Genomic DNA, 23,462 nt, shown 5'->3' with positions numbered 1-23,462 from the left:
ATTTCTCTTTCATTTCGAGCGTTCCTTCAATCGATTCATGCTTTTATTCCGATCTTCTGCTTCACTTCATTCAAGAGAGGTTTCGCTTTAGCTCTAGCTTTTCCTGCCCCTTCAGCAAGTATCCGATCAAGCTCTTCTCGATTTTCCATGTAATACTTATATTTTCTTCGAGGCTCTTCAAGCACATGGTTCATCGCTTCGAACAATTCTTTTTTCGCCTCTCCCCATCCAATTCCATTTTCAAATCGATCTCTCATTTTACTAACCTCATCTTGACTTGCAAATTCACGATAAAGTGCAAATACGGTCGAATCGTCTGGATCCTTCGCTTCATGAGGTTTTGTCGAATCCGTCTTGATTTTGTTGATCAACTTCTTAAGTTTCTCAGGCTCTTCAAAAATCGGAATCGTGTTATGGTAGCTTTTACTCATCTTCCGACCATCGAGACCCGGTATGACAGCAGATTCTTCCTTCACAACATAATCTGGAAGTTTGAACGTTTCACCGAATTGTCGATTGAACGTATCTGCAAGGTCACGAGCGATTTCAACATGCTGGATTTGATCTTTCCCAACTGGAACAAGATCAGACTGGAAGAGTAAAATATCAGAAGCCATTAAAATCGGATATGTGAACAGTCCCATGTTGACTCCATCATCGATTTCGCGTCCTGTTTCTCTATTTTGATCGACGATCGCCTTGTATGCATGCGCACGATTCATCAACCCTTTTGAGCTAAAACATGCAAGAATCCATGAAAGTTCAAATATTTCAGGAACATCAGACTGGCGATAAAAAATGGATGTGGATGGATCAAGTCCTAAAGCAAGCCATGTCGCAGCAATCCCGTACGAGAGATCTTTCATCTGTTCAGCATCTTGTATTTTCGTAAGTCCATGATAATCTGCTACGAAATAAACAGGATCCTCTTCTGCTGCAAGCTCTAACGCTGGTTTGATCGCACCGATATAGTTCCCAAGGTGAATCCTTCCTGTTGGTTTAATACCCGTCAACACCGTTTTCTTCATCACTCATCCTCCATTCTAATCAACACAAAAAGGGCTTCTCATCCTATGAAAAGGACGAGAAACCCGTGGTGCCACCTTTATTCGTTTGCTTCACACAAACGCGCTTAACTCCTACAGAAAAGAAAGCTTTTCTATAAGGTGTCTCTTTTATCGGTAAGACCTTCCGCCGCAACCTACTCCTTCGTTCAGTCCCGGAAGCTCAGAAGCCCATTCCCCTTCAGCACACACTGATTCACACCACCCATCAGCTCTCTGACGTGTTACTAAAGACTACTCTTCTTCATCATCGCTCGTGTATTTTTTTATTATTCTAAACATTACAAGTAGTCAAGTCAAGAAAGTATTTCCACAATTCTGCTTTACGCTTCTTAAAATTATCTTATTCTTTCCAGAAGCGTTATACTAGAAAGGTAAGAAATAACTTCCACTCATCCTCTACCATTTTACACAAAACAGGATCCCATTTTTAAAGTATTTAAAGAATTTCTACATGTTGATTACATGTATGACTAAAAATAATTTTGTTTAAAATGTTTTTACAATCGTGTTTGTTGTTATGCTTTTTAGTCTGGCATAATAGCGTTATTATTTTTCAAATGACTATTTTTAGTACCTGGTCATAACTTTTGGTCATAAATTCCATTGACTTGCCTTTATCGTGCTGTTAAAGTTAACTGCGAATCATAGATAAGAAAATTGAAAATTCTGCCCAAATGACTATTGGAAGGTGATTTAGTGAAAGATCTACACTCATTCAGTTGGTATGCGGCACGTGTGAAGAAACACATGCCAAAGGATGCCTTTAAACCCGTACCTAGCCGATTATTCGGCGGTCTCATATACTTGTTGATTACAGTTGCCAGCTTCCTGATCATAGGACTGTTTAACTTGCATCCACTCATCAACTTAGTTTTCTCAGTTGTAATCGGTGCAAGCTTTGCTGGACTTGGGTTTCTCGGTCACGAAATTTTGCACGGAACAGTTGTACGTAAGCCTTGGCTTCGAGACACCCTTGGTGCAATCGCCTTCTTTCCGTTAAGTACTGGACCAAAATTATGGCGTAAATGGCATAATATGAACCACCATGTGCACACACAACATGATGAGAATGACCCTGATGCATGGCCAACGCTCGAGAAGATCTCGAAGATGAAGATCTTCCGTTGGATCTATAGACTGCCATTATTCATCAGAGCATTCTTTAGCTTTGCATCACTTACTGTTCAGTTCACTGCACATTCGATGAAAATGTTCTTTGTATACATTAAAGAATTCAAATCAGGAAAGCAGACAGAAGTCTGGCTACAAGTTGTTCTTCCATGGGTAACATGGATCGGACTCTTATTCATCATGGGATTCGAAAAATGGATCTTTGCATTCTTTATTCCATTGTTGATCGCAAACTTTATCGTTATGGCTTACATTTCAACAAACCATCGTTTGAATCCATTGACCCCTGTGAACGACCCACTTGCTAACAGCTTGACGGTTACCGTTCCAAAATGGGTAGATAAGATTCACTTTAACTTCTCTTACCACACAGAACATCACTTGTTCCCTGGTATGAGCCCAAAATATTATCCGCTCGTTAAACAGCACATTAAAGACATGTGGCCTGATCGCTATCATGAAATGCCGATGACGAGAGCGCTCATCGCACTTTGGAAAACGCCTCGTGTTTATTTTGAGCACAATGAGCTTGTTGATCCAAACAGTGGAAATGGCTTCGGATCACTGGGAAACAAACTGAACCCACGATCGATCTTACCACGCAAACTCTTTAAGAAATAAGTAGAAAGCAGCCCAAGAAGGGCTGCTTTTTCTCGTTATCAGAGGAGGCCAAATTAGCCTTCCCTGCATCCTTGTTCTCATTACATGCAATTTAGCAGGATTAACCCGCTACATGCAGCTTTAGAAATCGAGTATTAGTACCCGCCTCCAACAAAAGCTGCACCTACGATGATAAGGAGAATAAACAGCACAACAATTAGAGCGAACCCGCTGCCGTAACCATATCCCATGGAGTTGGCCTCCCTTCCATCATGGATTACTATATCCTATGCTATAGTTACCATGTTGGATAGGCATTCGTTTAGTAAGGCAGGGATTGTTTGTTTTATCCCTATCGCCGCTCTAAGGAAACCCCTAGCCCCTCTGCCATTCGGTTCACAAAGTTGAAGTAAGAAGCAATCTGACAAATATCGAGGATTTCTCGATCGATACACCCTATTTCTTTTAATTCCGCCACATCCTCGTCCGTCACACTGCTCGGCTTTTTCGTAAGCTTAACAGCGTAATCCAGTATTGCTAGCTCCTTCATTTCTAAATCCAGCTCTCGATAATTCTTCTTTATCCCTTCTACTAGTTCACGATCTTTCGTAATGAAATGGAGCGCCGCCCCATGATGTTCCATTCAGTAAAAACACTCATTCTCTACTGAGACGACCGTTGCGATCATTTCTCTTACCCTTCGTGATAATGGCGACTCAGCAAACATAATGACTTTGTAGTACTTCAAATGTGCTTCAAGAGAACGAGGATTTAAAGAATGCACGCGCAATATATTGGCCATTTCATTGTTGAATGCCTCATAAAGGTCCTTTAGTTTCCCTTCTGCCTCTTCATATGGTACCACTTTTATTCTTGCCTCCATGTTAGATCTCTCCTTTCACGTCATACCCTTTCTTTTCTATCAGGAAGAGCACTTCACCTTCAAAATCGTGATCTGAAGGATTAAATCATTGCATATATAAGTACATGCTTATATACTAATGACTGGAGGTGATGCAATGAATAGAACGGCGATCGAAATGGAATTAGCTGCTAGCGTTCTTAAACTGTTAGGAGATAAAACAAGACTGACAATCATCAGTTTGTTAAAAGACGGAGAGTGCTGCGTATGTGAATTTGTGGACTTACTAAACATGAGCCAGCCTTCCATCAGCCAGCATCTTCGTAAGCTTCGCGATGCTGGGTTAGTGAAAGAGCGAAGAAATAGCCAGTGGATCTTTTACTCACTCAACCGAGACCATGAAGCTTTTTCTATCATCGAAAGTATCATTCAGCTCGTTCCGGATCAACGAGACAAGCTTCACCAACTAGAACTAAGCGGACGACGCATACGCTGTGATTAATGGAGGAATCGATTTGACTTCTGTTTTACTCGCAATCATGATTTTTATACTTACATTGATTCTCGTCATCTGGCAGCCGAAAAACCTCGGAATCGGGTGGTCGGCATGCGGTGGCGCCATTCTAGCCCTTCTTGTAGGTGTCGTTGATTTTCAAGATGTGATAACCGTAACCGAAATCGTATGGAACGCCACATTCGCGTTTATTGCGATCATCTTGATCTCACTCATCCTAGATGAAATCGGGTTCTTTGAATGGGCTGCTCTTCATATGGCAAGAGTAGCAAAAGGGAACGGACTCCGAATGTTTATTTACGTAACGCTACTCGGAGCTGTTGTAGCTGCACTTTTCGCAAATGATGGCGCAGCACTTATCCTGACACCAATCGTACTTGCGATGGTGCGAAATCTTAAATTTCAAGAAAGAATGATCTTCCCTTTTATTATGGCGAGTGGTTTTATTGCAGATACGACATCACTGCCACTTGTTGTTAGTAACCTCGTGAATATCGTTTCAGCGGACTTTTTCGATATCGGATTCGTTGAATATGCTTCAAGAATGGTCGTTCCGAACTTCTTTGCGCTTGGCGCAAGTATCCTTGTGCTTTACCTTTTCTTTAGAAAAGATATTCCAGGGAACTATGATTTGAAGATGCTTAGAGCACCGAAAGAAGCAATCCGTGATGAGAAGATGTTCAAACTATCCTGGCTCGTACTTGCTGTCTTGCTCGTAGGGTATTTTGCAAGTGAATTTATCGGCGTTCCCGTTTCGATCATCGCAGGAATCGTTGCGATCTTCTTCCTACTGATGGCTAGAAGAAGTTCAGCGGTCGAAACGCGTAAAGTTGTAAATGGAGCACCATGGGCGATCGTATTCTTCTCGATCGGTATGTACGTTGTTGTTTACGGACTCCGGAATGTTGGCTTAACGGACATACTCGCAAACCTCATTCAGGGTGCAGCTGACCAAGGATTACTAGCAGCAACCGTTTCGATGGGCTTCATCGCTGCCATCTTATCTTCCATTATGAACAACATGCCTACGGTTATGATCGATGCGCTTGCAATTGAAGCAACATCTACAACAGGCACGCTAAAAGAAGCACTGATTTACGCGAACATCATCGGTTCTGATTTAGGTCCTAAGATCACACCGATCGGTTCTCTCGCTACACTATTATGGCTTCACGTACTGTCCCTAAAAGGTGTGAAGATTTCTTGGGGATACTACTTTAAAATAGGAATTATATTAACTATTCCTACACTATTAATTACACTCTTTGGCCTCTATCTGTGGCTATTGATCATTTAACTTATAACAAAGAGGAGACGATTGATCATGTCTAACAAAAAAACGATTTATTTCCTATGTACGGGTAACTCTTGCAGAAGTCAAATGGCTGAAGGGTTTGCAAAAAAACACCTTAGCGATCGCTACGACGTTTACTCTGCTGGAATCGAAGCGCATGGATTGAATCCTAATGCGGTGAAAGCAATGAAAGAAGTCGACATCGACATCACGAACCAAACATCTGACACGATCGATTCAGAGCTTCTGAACAATGCTGACATGGTCGTAACACTTTGCGGAGATGCGAACGACAAATGTCCGATGACGCCTCCACATGTTACACGTGAGCACTGGGGCTTTGACGACCCTGCAAAAGCTGAAGGAACTGAAGAAGAAAAATGGGCATTCTTCCAACGTGTCCGTGATGAAATCGATGCACGGATTGAACGCTTTGCAAAAGAAGAGCAGTAAACAGAAAAAGGCATTCCCAATCGATTGGGGATGCCTTTTTGTTTGCTTATTTTCTTTTAATACCGATTGTTCGGCCGGCCTGCTTCGGTGTTTCGTATTCTTTATCGACGACATACATTTGCTCTAATTCGACAACCACAGCTTCTGGAAATGCTCCAGGTCTTCCCTCTGTCGTATCCATTCCCATTAGCATCTGTTCGCTTGTTGCCACGACATCACCTTGATCGTTTTCCATCTTGAAGAAAATATGAATACGTTTTTGATCAAGATCAAGGATTTGGCTCCTTACAATTAACTTTTCACCTTCATGAGCTTCCTTCAAGTAACAAAGGTGCGTTTCCAAAGTGAAGATCGTGTAGTTGTATTGTTCGCGTCCTTCCTCGTTCAGGCCGATATGGTTCATAAATTCGTCCACAGCAATGCTGAAAACTTTCGCATATTCAGCATCATTCATATGACCGTTGTAATCGACCCATTCTTTGAGAACATCCTGTTCAAGTTTGAAAGTAGACATGTTGCCCCCTCCTATTCGTTAGACTTCTTAACTTGCTGCGCTTCTGGCCAATAGTCCTTCACAAGATCAAGAAGTTTAACAAGAAATTCGTTTCGGTTCTTATCAAGCTCCGATAAGCTGCAGTCACGAGACTGATCTTCACAACCCTCAACAACCCGATCGTGAAGCTCATCAGTTAACTCCGGTGCTTCAAGCTTTGTCCACGGCTTCTTAAGTGCAGGTCCGAACTGTTTCAACATGTGACGCATACCGCCTTCTCCCCCTGCAAGATGGAACGTAAGGAAAGGACCGTACTGCGCATAACGAAGTCCTGCACCATAAATAAACGCGTTGTCCACTTCTTCTGTCGTTGCGATTCCTTCATTTACAATATGAAGCGATTCACGCCAAATTGCCTCGAGTAGACGGTCTGCAATGTGACCTTCAATTTCATGACGAACAAGTAACGCCTTCATATTCATGCCTTCAAAGAACGCCATCGCACGATCAGTGTACGCTTTTGTAGTCGCTTGTCCAGGGACAACTTCTACTAATGGCAAGATATAAACAGGGTGAAAAGGATGCGCTACAACAAAACGCTCAGGGTGTGAAAGTCCGCGCTGTAAATAGGATGGCTTGATTCCTGAAGTACTTGATCCGATGATCGCATCCTCTTTCGCATGAGAATCAATATTCTTTAGTACAGACTCCTTCAAATCTTCAACTTCAGGAACGTTTTCCTGGATAAAATCAGCATCTGAAACTGCTGTTGCAAGATCTTTCTCAAACGACAGTCGATCTTTTGATGCGCCTTCCACTAGCCCAAGTTCCTCTACGTAAGGCCATGCATGATCCACCGCTTTACGCATTCTCTCCTCAGCGCCGTCTGCTGGATCAGTTGCGACAACATCGTATCCATTAGCAAGAAAACGTGTAATCCATCCATTACCAATTACGCCTGTCCCTACGACTGCTACTTTTTTGATATCTGCCATTTTATTTCCCTCCGTGCGGGTTTCTAAGTTGTAGATACTCTCTTGCTTCTTGAGGAGTCATTGGTTCTAGACCATGACCATGAAGCATCGTAACGGCTTTATCAACCAGTTGTTCGTTCGTTGCAGGAACGCCTTTACTCAAGTAGATGTTATCTTCAAGTCCTACTCGAACGTTTCCTCCAAGCAAAGCGGATTGAGCTGCGATCGGCATCTGCATTCTACCGATTCCAAACGCTGACCAGTGCGCATTCTCTGGAAGACGATTTCTCATATAGAGCATCGTTTCAGCATCTGCTTCTGCTCCCCATGGAATACCGAGACAAAACTGAAACATTGGGTCACCATCGATTAATCCTTCATCGATCAATTGTTTTGCAAAGCGAACGTGACCTGTATCAAAACACTCAAGTTCAGGCTTCACACCACTTTCTTGTATAAGCTTTGCTTGTTCACGCAACCAATCAGTTGGACTCATATAGATCATGTTACCGAAATTCGTACTTCCGCAATCCAGCGTGCACATTTCAGGTAGTAACTGACCTACAGGTTCATGGCGCTCTTTCGGTGTTTGCATATCTGTACCTTCTCCACCCGCAGATGGTGTGGATAAGCTAGGGATGAAATCTCCCCCGCCTCCAGATGTAATGTTGATAATGACATCCGTCTCCGATTCACGAATGCGTTCCACGATTTCACGGTAATGGTCTACGTTGTGACTGATCCCACCTGTTTCAGGATCGCGAGCATGAACGTGGGCGATTGTTGCCCCTGCTTTTGCTGATTCGATTGCAGACTCTGCAATTTCTTTAGGTGTGACAGGAACATTTGGGTTTTTCTTTATTGTATCTCCTGCACCCGTTACTGCTGCTGTTAACAATACTTTCCCTTTCATCAAAATGTCCTCCTTTATCTGTTATCGATTATTATCTTTGTCTTTCCAAGCCAGTTGAAACTATACCATCTGGACTGTTTATTTTCAAGCCGTTATTTCTACAGAATCGAATCATTATAAAAATAAAAGGAACATCCCGTACTTCCACTACTCTGACCGTTACAATCACCTATAGATATTGTAAAACCTCATTTTTGCTCAAAACATGTCAAATCTACTACTCTTTCCAACTTAAATACACTATACTCTTCTTTTCTTTTGTATGCTTACCTTTCAACACTTTGAAACATTACCGTCCGGATAGTACATTTTACAATTGTGTTCACAAATCGGAGAAATAAATAAGAAAGAAGGAGAGTTTTCATGTCAACAAACATCATGGACTGGAAGACGTTTTTGGGGGCATTAGCCTTACTCATCTTTGTATCATTACCCTTACTCATCTTTCCTCAGCAAGGGAAAAACATTGTTTTAACACTGAATGATGTTGTCACAGGACACATGGGGGTAGTATTCCTTACCATTGGATTATTATTATTGCTTTTTCTTTTATATATAGGCATTAGTAAATATGGAAACATTAAATTAGGAAGTACTGAAACGAAGCCTGAATTCTCAACAGGATCTTGGGCTGCCATGTTATTTACAAGTGGAATAGGCACCGGAATTCTATATTGGGGCGTTATCGAATGGGCTTATTATTATCAAAGCCCACCTTTTGGAATCGAAGCTGGAACGGAGGAAGCAGTGAGATGGGCGGCAACGTACGGCTTCTTCCACTGGGGACCAATCGCGTGGAGCATGTTTGCAATCCCTGCATTACCGATCGGCTATTTGTTTTATGTAAAAAAAGTAAATGTATTTAAAGTTAGTGAAGCATGCCGTCCACTTCTTGGAAAGCACACGGATGGTTTTCTTGGGAGACTGGTCGATATCCTATTTATGTTTGGACTTATTGGCGGTGGTGGAACAGGACTTGCTTTATCAGCACCAATCATCTCTACTGGGTTAAATCATCTCATTGGTGTCCCCGATACATTTGTTACAAAATCCATCATTTTGGTATTCTGTACGATGATTTTTGGTTTAAGTGCATACTCAGGTCTTAAAAAAGGGATTCGCCTTTTAAGTGATATCAACCTGTGGCTAGCATTTATTCTATTAGCCTTCATTTTCACGGTTGGACCAACCACGTTTATGACTGAATCTACCGTTACAGGGCTTGGTCGAATGTTAGACAACTTCTTCCTCATGAGTACATGGACCGAACCTTTCAATGACCTTGGCGTATTCACAAAAACAGCTTTTCCAGAATCATGGACTGTCTTTTATTGGGCATGGTGGATTGTCTATGCACCATTCGTAGGTCTTTTCATCGCAAGAATTTCCAAAGGACGTACGATCCGTCAGGTCGTTTTTGGTACGATTCTATACGGAAGTCTTGGAACAGTCCTATTCTTCGGGATCTTAGGGAACTATTCAATGTACCTTGAGCTAAGTGGACAATATGCTGTCATTGAAACACTAAACCAACAGGGGGCGCCTGCGGCAATTATTGGCACACTTACAAACTTGCCTTTTGCGAGTCTTGCCATCATTGTGTTCGTCCTTCTCGCGACCATTTTCTTAGCGACTACGTATGACTCTGGATCTTATGTCATCGCTTCAGTGACTCAAAAACGCGTTGAGGGAGAACCGGTTCGTTGGAACAGATTGTTCTGGGCACTTTCACTATCGATTTTGCCGATGATCTTTATGTATCTAGGTGGATTAAAAACGCTCCAAACGATCAGTATTATAGGAGGATTTCCGCTATTGATCATCCTTCCTATGCTTGGCTGGTCTTTTATTAAGCTAGTCAAAGAAGATACGGAAAATCGTATACAAAAGGAAAAACAAGCAAGCTGATAACGCGAGTCACGATGATAGCTATATATTGAACTAGAATTCTGCTAGTGATACGATATGGTAAGATTTGAAAATATAGTTGAGAGGAATAGATCGATGCCTAGAGAATCAAAACGGCACAAAATATTAGAAGCTGCTGCTCTAATTGTTCATAAGCGTGGAATCGACGCTCTAACGTTGGATGCTGTTGCAGAAGAGGCAAAGGTAAGTAAGGGTGGACTTCTCTATCACTTTCGGAGCAAGGAAGCTCTAGTGGAAGGGCTTGTCCTCCATATGAACAACCTCTATCGATCTAATGTTGAGAATGCCGTACAAGAAGATATAAACCAAAATGGCAAATGGACAAGAGCTTTTGTCAAAGCGACGTACGATCAAAGTCTTAAAAATACGGAAACAAGTGCTGGTATGCTTGCTGCTCAAGGGATTAATCCTGACCTTCTAAAACCTTTGCAACAAACATATGCGAATTGGCAAGAAAACATCGAGGCAGACGGATTAGATCCTGTGAAAGCAACTATTTTAAGACTTGCTGTCGATGGATTGTGGTTCTCTGAAATCTTCAGCCTTGCACCGTTAGATGAGAAACTACGGAAGCAAGTCGTAGATGCACTCTTAGAACAAACCTATCCAAAAAAAGAAGACAAATAAAAAAAGCACTCGCTTCTATGTTGAGCGAGTGCTTTTTTAAGCTCAAACTACCACATTCAAAGTATTTTCTTCATCTTAAACACTTCTCTCAAACTAACAAAATCAGGGATACTTTCCCTATACTTCTGATAATGAGACGAGTTTATATGTGCTTCTACCGCTTCTTCATTTTCCCACACTTCAATCAGAATGTAATTTGAATCCTGCATAGACTGGTGAACATCATACTGAATACAACCCGATTCTTTCCTTGATGCTTCCGTTACAGTCTTGAGTACATTGTACACTTCATCCTCATGGCCTTCGATTGGCTTTAAGATAGCTGTGATGACGATTTGCTCCACTATTATTCACCTCGTTATTGTTAACGTTCATAGTGTGAACAAATCGGTAGCGTTTTAAACGGTTCACCCTTATCGAGCAGGCTTAAGAATCGTTCGCTGTAACGGCACTCCCCCAATGCTGACGTTTCGTTCAATAAAAACGTATTCTTTTCCATCGATTTTAAATGTTCGGTAGTCCGTATACTCCACCTTACGTCCTTCGGCTTTTAGCTTATTCGTAATTGCTTTTACATACTCATTGAAGTCCGTATATCGCTCATCAAAATCAATTTGAATATGGTCTTTTCGGTAACCCATGAGAAAATTAAATCCCATCAACACTAAAATGAAGACAGGAATCATTAGTACGATCATCCAGAGCTCCATACAACGTCCCTCCTCTTCACTTACTTTATTTACGTATTACGAAGGGGTGACGTTTCACCTTCCGTTCAGAATCAACGGTCTTTACAAGCTTTGACGATAAGAAAATGAGGGTTCGTCATGAGATATTCATATGATTTTGGTTCTTTTTCTTGCATGATTTTTGCTGGCTTCGGTTCGATGAGCTTCTTAAGAGTGAAGTATCTTGTCACGACGTTTACAATATCCTGCATCGCTCTACGATAAAATGTTACGTCGATCGTAACTTCTGGCTTTTTCCATGTATCGGTAAGAATCGTCGTCTCAAAATAATCGTTCACGTTAAATCTGGTAAAGTCCATAAAGGGATGATGGACGGAAAAAATGAGTTCTCCTCCTGGTTTTAACACTCTTTTAAATTCAGCAAAAACAGTGTCCCAGTCTTTTAAGTAATGAAGGGTTAACGAACTCACAATAAGATCGAACGACTCGTCTTTAAATGGAAGGCTTTTCGTAAGATCATGTTGAATAAAATCAGCGTTTTCTCCCACTCTACGTTTGGCCGCTTGAATCATTTTTTCACTAATATCGATCCCCGTAACGGTAGCTCCACGTCCAACAAACTGTTCTGAATACCACCCTGCTGAACATCCTGCATCAAGTACGTTCATTCCGGTAAGATTTTCTCTGATCTCGCTCATTACTCCTGGTCGTTCGTAATACGCATTGTATGAAGACCCCTCATCTGTACTCTTTTCATATGTACGAGCTAATTTGTTATATGTCTCTTCAATCGATTGATTCATGCACGTAATCCCCTTTTTATCATCGTTCGTTAGTACTTTAGAATGGAATATGTTCAGCGATGTTTCGTTTTCCCTCAATTCGTCAATGTCATATATATAACCTCAGGATAAGGAGGAGATGGAACATGGCATTATTAGAAATAAGCGTAACACCAGTCGGCACGGGTCAAACAAGTATGAGTCAGTTTGTAACTGATGCAGTAAGGTTAGCTGAAAAGGAAGGCTTTACTTACCATCTTAGCCCAACATCCACAGTTTTTGAAGGGAATGTTGATGAGCTATTTGAGCTAGCAAGAGACATCCACACGCAGGCTCTAAAAAGTGGCTCCGATAGAGTCATCACCAACATTAAGATCGAGGATCGCGAGGATAAACCCCTTAACATCGATAGTCAAATTAACGAAGTGAAAACTGAATTAGGATCATAATAAGAGAGAGCTGGGTGAGCCAGCTCTCTTTCTCATTTCATGATTTCTTCTCGTGTTAAGACCGAGTCGATTCCCCCCTTAGCTTCTTGCAGAACAGACTCTAGCCATTCTTGCTCTTTCGGATAGAACATTGCGCGAAATTCATCCTGGATCCACTTTCGATCTTCAGGGTTTTCTGCACCTTCCCAATAAAGGTGGTTTTCAAGGACAATCGTCATGAATTCGCGTAACTCTGCCTTTTTTCCAGTACCAAACGTGCCAAATTCAAACAGTGCTGAAAAAAGATAGGTGTCAGGATAATCCTCATTCTTCAACTTATGAAAGTGGTAGGTCGAATCTCCTTTTACTTTTGTAGGCGCAAACTTCTCAATGTTTTTCATGTTGTATGCCTTTTCCAAGTCCCCTTGTTCTCGAGAGTCTTGTTCTGAGATAACCATCGTGAGTTCGTTCGTAGGGCCTAGGGCAGTATGCCAGTCCATATGAATCACGCGAGGATAAGTAGACAATAAGTCATGCTGAACTTTTTTTAAAAAGACAGCAGGTTCTTCCTCTTTCTTCCCACCATAGTAAACGCCTCTATGGAACTGGAATTGCCCCATCCCTTTTGCTTCTTTAATCCCGCTATATCCTTCTTTAGCAAGACCTTTTGCTAACTGAGCATACAGTTTTTTCTTTTCATGTTCTAGATCATGGATCTTGCCATTCGGAAGAAAAAGATCGCTTTCTTTCTCAAACTTTTTATTAACATCTTCAGGGACCGAGTCATAGACATAATGACGATTCAGATCGACATTGTTCTCGGTTACTCTTCGAAAATGTTTCATTCCCCAAGGATTTAACGCATGAACGAAACAGATTCCAGTCGTTCTTGGATCGATTCGATCGAGGTACTCCTCTACAAACATGTGTGTTACAGCTGCGCCTGCATACCCCTCGATGCCATGTTCACCTGTGGTAAAGAATAAAACCTTATCATTAGATGCATTTGCATCAGACTTGATCATATCGATCGTGTTATCTACCTCTTTACCGATTTGTTCAGTAACCAATTCGGCTTGAGGCCACTTTTGCTTGATTTTATCAAGGTGTCCACGAAAGGTTCTTCGTGACTCCTCATAACTTTCAGGAAAATAGGTGTCGATTTTCTCCATTATAATCTCTCCCAATTCACTAACTTTTTTCTTATAACACCATTCCACCTTGGCATATTTTAAAACTATCGACTATAAAAAAAGAATGGTAGCTTTAGCAAGCTATCATCCTTTTGAATTGCTATATTGAATCTTTCCAGACTCTTTATACTGAGCAAGTTCGAGTTTAAGCTGTTTCTGTGTGCGTTTCTTATCTACATTTAAGAAAATAGCTGATACAGTAATAAAGCCTACTGTTAATAATAAAATTTGCAATGTTAATTCGATTGTCATGATCTATTTCTCTCCTTCAATCGTTATCTAAGTATACCGCCGTTGTGCTGGTAATCATTTCTTTACCCGCTTTTCACACTCCCTAAACACCAGCGAATTTTATCGACTAGTTTTCATCGATCTACGAAAGGAAACAGAAAAGGAGAAGCGAATAGTGATAGTGATGAACGAATTTTAAGGAAGCAGCACCTTAAAGGGTGTAAGGTAGCTTACAGTAATCGAAGGAATGAATGATGTACGCTGTACACAGATCAATGTATAAATCCATTATGGAGGTTAATCACATGATCACACTTTATACATCGCCAAGCTGCACCTCGTGCAGAAAAGCGAAAGCGTGGCTAGAAGAGCACGATCTTCCTTATGAACAGCGCAATATTTTCTCTAAGCCGCTTAACGAGGAAGAAATCAAGGCGATCATCAGAATGACAGAAAAGGGAACAGAAGAAATTATATCCAAACGTTCAAAAGCATATGTCGCTCTAGAACAAGAACTCGATGAGCTCTCTCTACAAGAACTATATAGTTTGATAAAAGAAAACCCCGGCATATTAAAACGACCGATTTTACTCGATAAAAAACGCCTACAAGTAGGCTTTCACGAAGACGAAATAAGAAGTTTCCTCCCTAGGAAAATACGAGCATTTCAACTAGAGCAAATTCTTCAGCAAGCTTAAAAGCAGGCACACTCCGCCTGCTTTTTTTGTACGATTAACCTTATTTTTAAATGGGTATAGATATTAGATGGAACAATACAATTGACTTGGGGGCAGTATGGCTATGTACAAGAAGATTATGCTGGCATCCGATGGATCTGAAGACTCTGTTACAGCAGCAGAGGAAGCGATCAAGTTAGCAAAGCTAACGGATGCACAGGTCGACGTCATCTATGTGGTTGACGGAGACACATCCAAACATGATGTTCTACGAAACTGGGATTCTCTCGGTATAAAAGAAGATCGTAAAGATAAACTTCGTGCCGTCGAACAAAAAGCCGTAGAAGCGAAGTTAACATATGAAATCAACATGCTTAGAGGAGATCCTTCTGTGACACTCGTTAAGTATGCGGAAGAAAACGAAGTCGATCTCATCGTGATGGGAACAAGGGGCTTGAACGTCTTACAAGAAATGGTGCTAGGAAGTGTCAGTCATCAAGTCATTCAAAAAGCAAGCTGCCCTGTTCTCGTCGTAAAATAAACCTTTGCTATAACAAGAACAGCCTGGAGGCGTGATGCCATTCCATGCTGTTTTTTTATTCGCAACACACCCCCTCATTTCTGCAACTTATCCGTACGTAAGATATTGATACCCCTTTAGTCGAATTAGGAGATTTTGTTAGGATAAGGTGAAAGGCCTACTAATTCGTTTAATCAACTTAGAGGTGAACACATGAATCTGATATTTGGAACGCTAGTTATACTCATCGTCCTCTTATCGTTATCGATCCTTCTATTCAAGTTTAACAAAGAAGATTTTATCAATCGGTACGAAAGTGGAGGCGGGAGCCTTTATACAGATACCATCGTCTACGTATTAAAATCCCTACCTTGGCCAATTGTCCAGACGTTCTTTATTCTTTCTGGCATCGCCATTATAGCGGGGGTATTGGTAACTCTTTAGGTTATAACCTAAGAAGGGGGACCCATTCCGTTGTGGGTCCCCCTTCTTTATAGAATAGCCTAAGTATCCATTTGTGACCTTACTATCAAAAAAAGCTAGTTTTGAAACATGCGAATCAGCACACCATTTTCTTCAACATCCGGCATAAAGAATGTCACACCATAGCTTGTGCCTACAGCCATAACCGCTGTCCAAAAAACTAAACTGATCATCATCCAGCTTGTTACTTTCCTCCTATTTGAACCGAAGCTCATCCCCATAAACGCTGAGATGTGAGACCCGACAAAAAAAGGACCGATCAGTGTTAATCCAGGTAAACCATACTTATCAAAAAGCATTTTTGCTCGCTTCCCTTTTTTCGACTCTTCCATTCCTTCACCATTCGCTTCGATGGACTCGTCTTGTGTACCTTCTCTCATGCGTTTTTGTTTTCGCTTCCCCATCCAACTCTTTACTTTATCGACAAAGACAATCAACAAAACGACTGTCAGTGCATTTCCTAAAAGAGCAAGTATCGCTGTCGGGATCGGAGACAAACCTCCGATGATCGCTAGTGGAATGACCGCAACAAGTTCAAACAGCGGAACCGCTGCCAGGATAAACACCAATAGATACGAAAGGAACATTGTTTCCATTCTCCTTTTTAATCATTTGTGAAACTAGATCGCTCGTTCTCTAACGCACTCACTAACTTAGAGAATCTTCGTATCCAGGTATACCTGTGCTTTCCGCGAGCGTTGTTTCAGCCTTTCGTTTCTTCGCATTGACGAACGATTACATCAACAACGTGTTCGATCGATGCGGTTGCGTTTATCATCACTCCGTTTTTTGGAATGTCTTCTTTCGTACTATGCAGCCGCATTATCAGCTCCCGTTCCGCTTTCTTGCCACCAAACTCCTGCTCAGAACGTTCAAGAAGTCGCTTCTTCAGTGTAATGCTGTCGACCTCAAGGACGAACACCTCGTCAAACAAGTCGATGAATTTCATAAAGTTCCTAGATCCACCGCAGAAAAATGTTGCTTCCTCATCCTTGTTTTCGATCAGTGCTTTTAGTCGATCAATATCCCAAATGTGGTTCTCGTGCGCAGCGGTATCCGTTCGTTCACCTGTCTTAGGATCCCCTTGATAAGCCAGTTCACGATCTCCATGAATGGCATGATAACCTCTTCGCTGCAACTCGTTACACACCGTCGTTTTACCTGTGCACGAGACACCTTCAATCAGATAATTCTTAACTCCCATAACGATACACTCCGTTTATACCGGTGGACCGCTATTGTCTCTAGCTCGGTCAAGGATATGAGCACTTTCACTCGTCTGCCTGTCTGACTTGGTAGGTTTCTTCATTCCAAAGATTTTCTCGAGTGCAAAGCCTAGAATAACTAATAATGCGATTGAACCCCACATGATGATTCCTATTAACGTCATCGTACCGCCTCCTGTAAAAAAACTCTCTACCTACTGTACGATTGGAAGACTAAAAAGTTTCAATGATAGCATAAAGAAAGAAGCTGACGAGTTGCCAGCTTCTACTTTTTCGGAAACCTAGGATATTCTGGTCCCTATGACGTAGGAGCTATCCTAGCCAGTTATATCGCGTTAATTTCATTCGTTTATTTGAATTAAAAAACTTAGTAAAGAGAGCATCCATAGCTCTTAACGTTTTCTCGGCAAACTGAAGCTCTCGATCATTCGCCAGCTTCTTCTTTTCTCACACATGAAAATAAGAGGAACAATGGAATCTTCCTTCTTCTCTCATACTCTTCATCGTCTGCAAAGTTTTCTTTAATCGGCGTTGCTTCCCTCAAGTTTTCTACGACAAATCCAGCATGTTGCAACAACATAAAATACTCTTCAATCGTACGATGATATTTCACAACATGTTCACCGATCCACGGTTCCACCCTTTTTCCACTTACAAAATAGTCATCAACGATCCAATTCGATCGTTTTCCATTCTTCATGCTTTCAAACGATGCGGTAAGGAGCGGATGCTGTACGCTAAATACGAACTTCCCATCCTCTTTTAACGTACGCTTTACCTTCTTAAGTACCTCTTCTAAATCTTCTATATAATGAAGAACTAACTGAGAGACAACGGTATCATAAGCAGCGACAGGATAATCAAAATCTTGAAGACTAGTATGAATAGCTTGGCCATTCGTCCCGTGCAGGTTTTGTGAAGCACGTTCGATCATATTGGCAGAACCGTCTATGCCAGTGTAGTCATCGCACTCGCTAAGCAGGTTACCAAGAGATGCATCTCCACACCCGAGGTCCAAAATTCGTTTTCCTTTTACAGATCCCAGAAGCTTCAATAAAGCAGGTGTCTCGATCAAGTCATTCGGACTTTCTTTACGATGTCTTCTTTTCATATAGTTGTCGTAAAATGTTTGATTATCGTAAACTGATGAATTTGTATATTCCATTTCTTCCTCCGATGTTAGGTAGATTGTTTGATCGCCTTCGTAGCGATGAACGTTTTGATATAGTTATCGATCAGCCTAGTTCCTCCAAAGTCATCTTCATAAAATCCTGCGATCATAAGCCCAGCATCGATTTGTCCTTGGATTTGATCTTCTAACGTATGACCGAACTCTAGCGTTTCATTCCCTGCATCTCGCTCTTTCGCTTTCATTTCTTCGACCGATGAAAAAGGTATCGAGTTTTGAACATCAAGAATCCCTTTCTCCTCTTGTTCATCATCAAAAAGGTATAACACAGGATTTGTAAAACCTGAGATCAGCGTTCCGTTCGTTTTTAACACTCTCGCAGCTTCTTTCCAAACAGGTAACACATCTTCCACGAATACATTTGAAACGGGATGAACGATGAGATCGAATGTTTCATCATCGAAAAAGTTCAGATCTGACATGTCCCCTTTTATTGTCTTGATCGATAAATCGTCCCTTTCTGCTACAAAGCGATCCTGCTCAAGCTGCTTTTCAGACATATCGACCACTGTAACTTCTGCGCCAGCAGCAGCAAGTAGTGGTGCTTGTTGCCCTCCGCCTCCAGCGAGGCACAGAACGCTTAGTCCTTTAAGTGTAGGTGGAAACCAATTTCTAGGTACAGGTTTTTCAGTTGTAACGCTGATCGCCCAGTCACCACGTCGAGCGTTCTCAACTTGGTCATAGCTCACGTATTTCGTGTACCGACTACCCTGATTTACTTTTTCATCCCATGCTTTACTGTTGTGTTGACTAATTTTCATAAGTGCCATCCCTCGTTTTCTAGTATTACGAATTTCCACCCTACTTCTTCTAGATTCCCTCAACAATTCCCTTTTACAAAGACGGTCTTCCATCCTGCCTATCTCCTATACTCCTTTCGTTGTATTCCCTTCTAGTGCCAACAAACCAACCTTATAGGCTCTTGTCAGTAAAGCGCACATTTTGTAGAGGGAACCTTGATAGACTGATAGAAATTCGTATTCATGCTACTAAAATAGGGAGGAAATTGAAGTTATGAACAAACGCAAATTAGTTTCAATGCTAGGGGTAGGGGTAATGGCTGGCTCGCTTTTTACGACGAGTGGAGCAAGTGCTTCTAACGTTACAGGTCCGATTGTTGAGAGAAGTGTAACGGATCATGAACACCATTCCTCTCTGATGGACGTTCGAAATGTACTGAACGATGTGATGCCAACTGCTGAACAGCTGAGTGCTGCTGACTCGTTCATCAATACAGCGGGGACGGGAACAAAAATCAAATGGAACTCACTTTTTGGGACACCATCTATGATCATAAAGGAACAAGGCTACCTAACAGAGGCTTCGAACAAAAATGCTGAAACGATCGCGCGTGATTGGTTAAAAGAAAACGCAGCGATGTTCGGGCTTTCTTCTTCTGACATCGATCGTTTAAACGTAACACGCAACTATGCGATGAAAGGAACAGGACTTCAGCCTGTCACATTTCAGCAAACCTTTGACGGCATCGAGTCCGTGTATGGAGGACGTGTGATCGTCGCAGTGAACAAAGAAGGAAAGATCCTTTCCGTAACTGGCAACATGAGCCGTGCAAAAACGTTAGCAGATACGTTTGAGCTATCTTCAGCAGAAGCGCTGAGCAAAGCGATCTCCTTTGAAAATGCCTCCCTTTCTTTCACACCGAAATTAACTGAAACAAAAAACGGCTGGGATGTGTTTGACGGAGCTGGGATCCTTCCTACCGTTCAACGCGTGAAGAAAGCAACGTTCATTACAGAAGATGGCGTTCGTCCTGCCTACCGCGTTCTTTTCATCGAGGAACTCGACAAAGGCCATGAGATCGTCGTAGACGCAGCGACGGGAGAACAGCTCTACAAACGTTCGCTTGTTGATCATGTAGCAGATCCTGAAGGACTCATTTTTGAAAATTATCCAGGCTCAGCGAAAGGCGGCTCACAGGTCGTTAAATCATTTAAGGGTGATCCAAAAGCTTCTCCAAATGGCTGGTTGATTCCAGGAAGCCCTCTTGGCGTTACGACTTTCGGTAACAACGCAAACTCCTACGCTAACTGGAGTAACTTCCTAGTCCCTGCCGATCAGGCCGTTCGCCCTGTTGCTCCGTTAGGTGAATTCAGTTTTACGTTCAAAGATTCGTGGCGTGAGACGAATGGACAGACCGTTCCTCCTTCGTATGCGGACGATGTGAACAGCGCGTCAACAAACTTGTTCTACCACCATAACCTTTTTCATGATTACTTTTATAACCTTGGCTGGGTAGAAGAAGCAGGTAACCTGCAGGCTTCGAACTTCGGGAAAGGCGGACTTGGCGGCGATGCGATTCTTGGTCTCGTTCAAGCTGGCGCAGCATCAGGCGGTGCCCCAACTTATACTGGTCGTGACAATGCGTACATGCTGACGCTTCCTGACGGTATACCTGCATGGAGCGGTATGTTCCTGTGGGAGCCAATCCCAGGGGCGTTTGAAGGAAACTATGCTGACGGCGACTTCGACGCTGGAATCATCTATCACGAATACTCACACGCGTTATCGAATCGTCTCGTCGCTGGTGGAGAAGCACTCGGCAGTCACCAATCAGGCTCGATGGGTGAAGGCTGGGGTGACTGGTACGGCATGCACTACCTCATCAAAAACGGACTTCAAGATAAACCAGTCGTCGGTGCTTACGTAACTGGAAATGAAGAACGAGGAATCCGGAGCTATGCACTTGATGATGCCCCTTATAACTATGGTGATATCGGCTATGATATCGTTGGTCCTGAAGTACACTCTGATGGCGATATCTGGGCAGCGATTCTTTGGCAGATGAGGGAAGAATTAATCGATCAGTACGGAAAAGAAGAAGGAGAATCGATCGCTGAACAACTTGTCATGGATGCGATGCCGATATCTGTACCTGAGCCTTCCATGGAGGAGATGCGAACAGCCATTATCGCTGCAGACTTCGAACGCTATGATGGAAAGCATTATGATGCACTTTGGACAGCTTTCGCTCAGCGTGGACTCGGCTCTGACGCTTTCTCTAACGGAGGTGACGACACAGACCCGATCCCTGCATTCAATCATCCTGATGGAGTGAGAAACGGTCAGCTCGTTGGTCAAGTTATCAATGCGTCTACAAAACAGCCGATCGAGGATGCTCGCATTATGATTGGAGAATTTGAAGCAAGAACGACCCCAGTATCTGTTACAGAAAGTACAGGCGGTTTCGCAGAGTATGTAGTGGAAGGAACGTATGAAATCACCATCCAGGCACGCGGATACGGCTCACGTACGATTCGAGACGTAAAGATCGAACCAGGTAAGACCAATAATTTAAAATTCAAGCTGGCACCAAACGTTGCTTCGTCCTTTAACGGCGCTACTGTTACGGACGTATCCGGTGAATCTGATAGTAATCCTGTTAAACTAGCGATCGATGATACAGAAGCAAGCGTCTATGCATCCGACACCCAGGAAAATGGTTTCAAAGGCTCAGACTTTATTGTAGACCTTGCTGGTGACGAAGCGGTCGATGTTTCTCATATTCAGGTGAGCGCAGCTAAGGATGTTTCAAAAGGACGCTTTGCCACACTGAAAAACTTCTCAGTTCAAACATCGATGGACGGTAAGAACTGGACGACCGTTGTAAAAGAGAAATTTACAGCTCAAGATCCTAGACCGACGATCGCTGACCTACACTACAAAGGATTTGACCTTGATCAGCCGGTTAAAGCCAAATACCTAAAGTTTATCGCACATGATTCTCAGGATAACTCGAATGGGTATGTTCAAGTTGCTGAGATCCAAGCGTTTGCTACGAAAAAAGCAAAGATCGAACCTGTAACGGTTGCACCTGAAGAACCTTTTGTTGCGGAAGGTACCGTACAAGCTGGTAACGCTGGAACAGGAATTGGCAGCCTGGCCGGCGTCCCTGCTACCCTTGCAGTGACAGAAAACGAGTTTGTTACTACCCAGAATCCAGAACCAGCTTCTCAAGGTTCAGATGGTTACGTTGTTACCCTTCCAGAGCAGTATGGTGATGGCATTCATAACTTTACGTTAGAAGGTGGAAGCACTGCTGCTGACTATGATTTTGATGTATTTTTCTACAACAAGAACTTCGAACAAATCGGTGGAGTAGCAACATCAGGTGCCAACGAATCTGGCGTCATCCCCGGTGGCACAAAGTATGTTTATGTAGGACTCTATTCAGGCGCTAACGTCCCGTTTACGTTAACTGCTTCTAGTCCATATTAATGAAAAAAGCGAGCTCGGATTTTCGAGCTCGCTTTTTTTATTTAATTTGAAAAATATAAACTCATTCCAAGATATATCATATAAAATGAGCTTAAGAAAGGAGTCTAGGAAATGCATAAAAAAGACATATACGTATCATTAATCCTATCATCACTTTGCTTAGTCGCAGGTTTTTTTGTGGTCCCTTATCAACTTGAGACGTTAAAAACAACTATGCCTGAACAACATGCTGAACTAATAAGCACGCTTCCATTTCCAATAAGCGTTTTATCATTGATCACAGCCATTCAACTTTTCATCGTATCCTTCATTTTAGCTTTTCTAGGAATGAAACTTGCGAAAAGAACCGGTTTATCGCTCAAGCTTCTGCCTGGATTGGTTACTAAGCAAAAGGTCAGCCTCCATACGAGGTCGCTGCTACTGTCATTGCTATTTGGTTTGATCACTGCATTTGTAATTTCAACAGGAGATCGATTCTTTTTTCAATCTCATATCCCTGCACTGAGTGCCTACACACCTTCTTTTTCACCACTTGGTTTATTTGTTGGCGTAATGTATGGCGGAGTTTTTGAAGAGATTTTAATGAGATTATTCCTGATGTCTTTCCTAGTTTGGATCATAAACAAAGCTTTCAATCGTAAGAAGGAGATCATCCCTGCCACCACTTACGTCATTGCAATCATAATCGCATCTGCTTTGTTTGCAGCAGGACATCTCCCTGCAACCCAGCTGATGCTAGGCGATTTAACACCACTTTTAACGATTAGAAGCTTCTTACTCAACGGAATCGGTGGTCTTTTCTTTGGGTATTTGTATTGGAAGAAAGGGTTTGAATATGCGGTGTTGGGACATATGTTCAGTCATATCGCCCTTCAATTGTTATTCATTCCGATCTATTACTAAGTGTGATGAAGGGCAAAGGCTTAACGATGCATAAGCCTTTGCTAATTC

29 protein-coding genes and 1 other annotated feature are annotated in these 23,462 nt (G+C 42.2%); of the genes, 12 read left to right on the top strand and 17 right to left on the bottom strand.

Annotated elements, in window-relative coordinates; translation table 11 throughout:
• Positions 1 to 35 precede the first annotated feature (35 nt).
• Positions 36 to 1,028 (bottom strand): tryptophan--tRNA ligase, encoded by a 993-nt coding sequence (locus PFZ69_RS09175; RefSeq protein WP_270180778.1) that lies wholly within the window; start codon positions 1,026 to 1,028, stop codon positions 36 to 38.
• A gap of 47 nt (positions 1,029 to 1,075) precedes the next feature.
• Positions 1,076 to 1,324: a binding site (T-box leader), on the bottom strand.
• Between the two features lie 439 nt (positions 1,325 to 1,763).
• On the opposite strand from PFZ69_RS09175, the gene PFZ69_RS09170 reads away from it, so the two are divergent.
• Positions 1,764 to 2,819 (top strand): fatty acid desaturase family protein, encoded by a 1,056-nt coding sequence (locus PFZ69_RS09170; RefSeq protein WP_270180777.1) that lies wholly within the window; start codon positions 1,764 to 1,766, stop codon positions 2,817 to 2,819.
• Between the two features lie 134 nt (positions 2,820 to 2,953).
• On the opposite strand, the gene PFZ69_RS09165 is transcribed toward PFZ69_RS09170, so the two are convergent.
• From PFZ69_RS09165 to PFZ69_RS09155, 3 genes are all read right to left on the bottom strand, one after another.
• Entirely contained in the window at positions 2,954 to 3,049 is a 96-nt protein-coding gene (locus PFZ69_RS09165) for a YjcZ family sporulation protein (RefSeq protein ID WP_142329528.1), read from the bottom strand.
• 101 nt (positions 3,050 to 3,150) lie between these two features.
• Positions 3,151 to 3,441, bottom strand: a complete 291-nt coding sequence (locus tag PFZ69_RS09160) for a peroxidase (protein WP_270180776.1) — start codon at positions 3,439 to 3,441, stop codon at positions 3,151 to 3,153.
• Positions 3,442 to 3,681, bottom strand: coding sequence for a carboxymuconolactone decarboxylase family protein (locus PFZ69_RS09155; RefSeq protein ID WP_270180775.1), 240 nt, complete (start codon positions 3,679 to 3,681; stop codon positions 3,442 to 3,444). It lies immediately after the preceding gene.
• 136 nt (positions 3,682 to 3,817) lie between these two features.
• On the opposite strand from PFZ69_RS09155, the gene PFZ69_RS09150 reads away from it, so the two are divergent.
• From PFZ69_RS09150 to arsC, 3 genes are read left to right on the top strand one after another with little or no spacing between them, the layout of a single operon-like run.
• Positions 3,818 to 4,162, top strand: a complete 345-nt coding sequence (locus PFZ69_RS09150) for an ArsR/SmtB family transcription factor (RefSeq protein ID WP_270180774.1) — start codon at positions 3,818 to 3,820, stop codon at positions 4,160 to 4,162.
• A gap of 13 nt (positions 4,163 to 4,175) precedes the next feature.
• Positions 4,176 to 5,471, top strand: coding sequence for an arsenic transporter (locus tag PFZ69_RS09145; protein WP_270180773.1), 1,296 nt, complete (start codon positions 4,176 to 4,178; stop codon positions 5,469 to 5,471).
• A 27-nt stretch (positions 5,472 to 5,498) separates the two neighbouring features.
• Positions 5,499 to 5,921, top strand: coding sequence for an arsenate reductase (thioredoxin) (gene arsC / locus PFZ69_RS09140; RefSeq protein ID WP_270180772.1), 423 nt, complete (start codon positions 5,499 to 5,501; stop codon positions 5,919 to 5,921).
• Positions 5,922 to 5,967: 46 nt separating this feature from the next.
• On the opposite strand, the gene PFZ69_RS09135 is transcribed toward arsC, so the two are convergent.
• Genes PFZ69_RS09135 through PFZ69_RS09125 form a run of 3 tightly spaced genes read right to left on the bottom strand, consistent with a single transcriptional unit; the run spans position 5,968 to position 8,301 of the window.
• A complete protein-coding gene (locus tag PFZ69_RS09135; RefSeq protein ID WP_270180771.1) occupies positions 5,968 to 6,435 on the bottom strand; it encodes a thioesterase family protein in 468 nt (155 codons plus the stop codon).
• A gap of 11 nt (positions 6,436 to 6,446) precedes the next feature.
• Positions 6,447 to 7,409, bottom strand: coding sequence for a 3-hydroxyacyl-CoA dehydrogenase NAD-binding domain-containing protein (locus PFZ69_RS09130; protein WP_270180770.1), 963 nt, complete (start codon positions 7,407 to 7,409; stop codon positions 6,447 to 6,449).
• A 1-nt stretch (position 7,410) separates the two neighbouring features.
• Positions 7,411 to 8,301, bottom strand: a complete 891-nt coding sequence (locus tag PFZ69_RS09125; protein ID WP_270180769.1) for a 3-keto-5-aminohexanoate cleavage protein — start codon at positions 8,299 to 8,301, stop codon at positions 7,411 to 7,413.
• A gap of 363 nt (positions 8,302 to 8,664) precedes the next feature.
• On the opposite strand from PFZ69_RS09125, the gene PFZ69_RS09120 reads away from it, so the two are divergent.
• Positions 8,665 to 10,209: a BCCT family transporter gene (locus PFZ69_RS09120; protein WP_270180768.1), complete on the top strand. Its 1,545-nt coding sequence runs from the start codon at positions 8,665 to 8,667 to the stop codon at positions 10,207 to 10,209.
• Between the two features lie 96 nt (positions 10,210 to 10,305).
• Entirely contained in the window at positions 10,306 to 10,857 is a 552-nt protein-coding gene (locus PFZ69_RS09115; protein WP_270180767.1) for a TetR/AcrR family transcriptional regulator, read from the top strand.
• A gap of 56 nt (positions 10,858 to 10,913) precedes the next feature.
• On the opposite strand, the gene PFZ69_RS09110 is transcribed toward PFZ69_RS09115, so the two are convergent.
• From PFZ69_RS09110 to PFZ69_RS09100, 3 genes are all read right to left on the bottom strand, one after another.
• Complete coding sequence (locus PFZ69_RS09110; protein WP_270180766.1) at positions 10,914 to 11,201, bottom strand: putative quinol monooxygenase; 288 nt, start codon at positions 11,199 to 11,201, stop codon at positions 10,914 to 10,916.
• A gap of 69 nt (positions 11,202 to 11,270) precedes the next feature.
• Positions 11,271 to 11,567: a hypothetical protein gene (locus PFZ69_RS09105; protein ID WP_270180765.1), complete on the bottom strand. Its 297-nt coding sequence runs from the start codon at positions 11,565 to 11,567 to the stop codon at positions 11,271 to 11,273.
• Positions 11,568 to 11,638: 71 nt separating this feature from the next.
• Positions 11,639 to 12,349: a class I SAM-dependent methyltransferase gene (locus PFZ69_RS09100; RefSeq protein WP_270180764.1), complete on the bottom strand. Its 711-nt coding sequence runs from the start codon at positions 12,347 to 12,349 to the stop codon at positions 11,639 to 11,641.
• Positions 12,350 to 12,474: 125 nt separating this feature from the next.
• Between PFZ69_RS09100 and PFZ69_RS09095 the strand changes: the two genes are divergently transcribed.
• A complete protein-coding gene (locus PFZ69_RS09095) occupies positions 12,475 to 12,777 on the top strand; it encodes an MTH1187 family thiamine-binding protein (protein WP_270180763.1) in 303 nt (100 codons plus the stop codon).
• 32 nt (positions 12,778 to 12,809) lie between these two features.
• Here the strand turns inward: PFZ69_RS09095 and PFZ69_RS09090 are convergent, their stop codons facing one another.
• Together PFZ69_RS09090 and PFZ69_RS09085 are read right to left on the bottom strand one after the other, a co-directional pair.
• A complete protein-coding gene (locus tag PFZ69_RS09090; RefSeq protein ID WP_270180762.1) occupies positions 12,810 to 13,928 on the bottom strand; it encodes a M14 family metallopeptidase in 1,119 nt (372 codons plus the stop codon).
• A gap of 105 nt (positions 13,929 to 14,033) precedes the next feature.
• Complete coding sequence (locus PFZ69_RS09085; RefSeq protein WP_270180761.1) at positions 14,034 to 14,201, bottom strand: hypothetical protein; 168 nt, start codon at positions 14,199 to 14,201, stop codon at positions 14,034 to 14,036.
• A gap of 284 nt (positions 14,202 to 14,485) precedes the next feature.
• Here PFZ69_RS09085 and spx point away from each other — a divergent pair, with 284 nt between their 5' ends.
• From spx to PFZ69_RS09070, 3 genes are all read left to right on the top strand, one after another.
• Positions 14,486 to 14,878 (top strand): transcriptional regulator Spx, encoded by a 393-nt coding sequence (spx, locus tag PFZ69_RS09080; protein ID WP_270180760.1) that lies wholly within the window; start codon positions 14,486 to 14,488, stop codon positions 14,876 to 14,878.
• Between the two features lie 103 nt (positions 14,879 to 14,981).
• Positions 14,982 to 15,398 (top strand): universal stress protein, encoded by a 417-nt coding sequence (locus PFZ69_RS09075; protein WP_270180759.1) that lies wholly within the window; start codon positions 14,982 to 14,984, stop codon positions 15,396 to 15,398.
• A 192-nt stretch (positions 15,399 to 15,590) separates the two neighbouring features.
• Positions 15,591 to 15,821 (top strand): hypothetical protein, encoded by a 231-nt coding sequence (locus PFZ69_RS09070; protein WP_270180758.1) that lies wholly within the window; start codon positions 15,591 to 15,593, stop codon positions 15,819 to 15,821.
• A 95-nt stretch (positions 15,822 to 15,916) separates the two neighbouring features.
• Here the strand turns inward: PFZ69_RS09070 and PFZ69_RS09065 are convergent, their stop codons facing one another.
• The 5 genes from PFZ69_RS09065 to PFZ69_RS09045 form a co-directional block, all read right to left on the bottom strand.
• The gene (locus tag PFZ69_RS09065) at positions 15,917 to 16,447 is read right to left on the bottom strand and encodes a small multi-drug export protein (protein ID WP_270180757.1); all 531 of its coding nucleotides are present in this window, start codon (positions 16,445 to 16,447) and stop codon (positions 15,917 to 15,919) included.
• Between the two features lie 116 nt (positions 16,448 to 16,563).
• The gene (locus PFZ69_RS09060; RefSeq protein ID WP_270180756.1) at positions 16,564 to 17,064 is read right to left on the bottom strand and encodes an AAA family ATPase; all 501 of its coding nucleotides are present in this window, start codon (positions 17,062 to 17,064) and stop codon (positions 16,564 to 16,566) included.
• A gap of 15 nt (positions 17,065 to 17,079) precedes the next feature.
• The gene (locus PFZ69_RS09055) at positions 17,080 to 17,250 is read right to left on the bottom strand and encodes a hypothetical protein (protein ID WP_270180755.1); all 171 of its coding nucleotides are present in this window, start codon (positions 17,248 to 17,250) and stop codon (positions 17,080 to 17,082) included.
• A gap of 260 nt (positions 17,251 to 17,510) precedes the next feature.
• On the bottom strand, positions 17,511 to 18,251 hold the full coding sequence (locus tag PFZ69_RS09050; RefSeq protein ID WP_270180754.1) for a class I SAM-dependent DNA methyltransferase: 741 nt from the start codon (positions 18,249 to 18,251) through the stop codon (positions 17,511 to 17,513).
• A 14-nt stretch (positions 18,252 to 18,265) separates the two neighbouring features.
• Entirely contained in the window at positions 18,266 to 19,036 is a 771-nt protein-coding gene (locus PFZ69_RS09045) for a class I SAM-dependent methyltransferase (RefSeq protein ID WP_270180753.1), read from the bottom strand.
• Positions 19,037 to 19,289: 253 nt separating this feature from the next.
• Between PFZ69_RS09045 and PFZ69_RS09040 the strand changes: the two genes are divergently transcribed.
• Together PFZ69_RS09040 and PFZ69_RS09035 are read left to right on the top strand one after the other, a co-directional pair.
• Positions 19,290 to 22,511 (top strand): M36 family metallopeptidase, encoded by a 3,222-nt coding sequence (locus PFZ69_RS09040; RefSeq protein WP_270180752.1) that lies wholly within the window; start codon positions 19,290 to 19,292, stop codon positions 22,509 to 22,511.
• A 111-nt stretch (positions 22,512 to 22,622) separates the two neighbouring features.
• Entirely contained in the window at positions 22,623 to 23,414 is a 792-nt protein-coding gene (locus PFZ69_RS09035) for a CPBP family intramembrane glutamic endopeptidase (RefSeq protein ID WP_270180751.1), read from the top strand.
• Positions 23,415 to 23,462: the final 48 nt, after the last annotated feature.

The organism is Alkalihalobacillus sp. CinArs1 (assembly GCF_947387515.1).
Classification (GTDB): Bacteria; Bacillota; Bacilli; order Bacillales; family Guptibacillaceae; genus Guptibacillus.
This window is presented reverse-complemented; position numbering and strand designations above follow the sequence as displayed.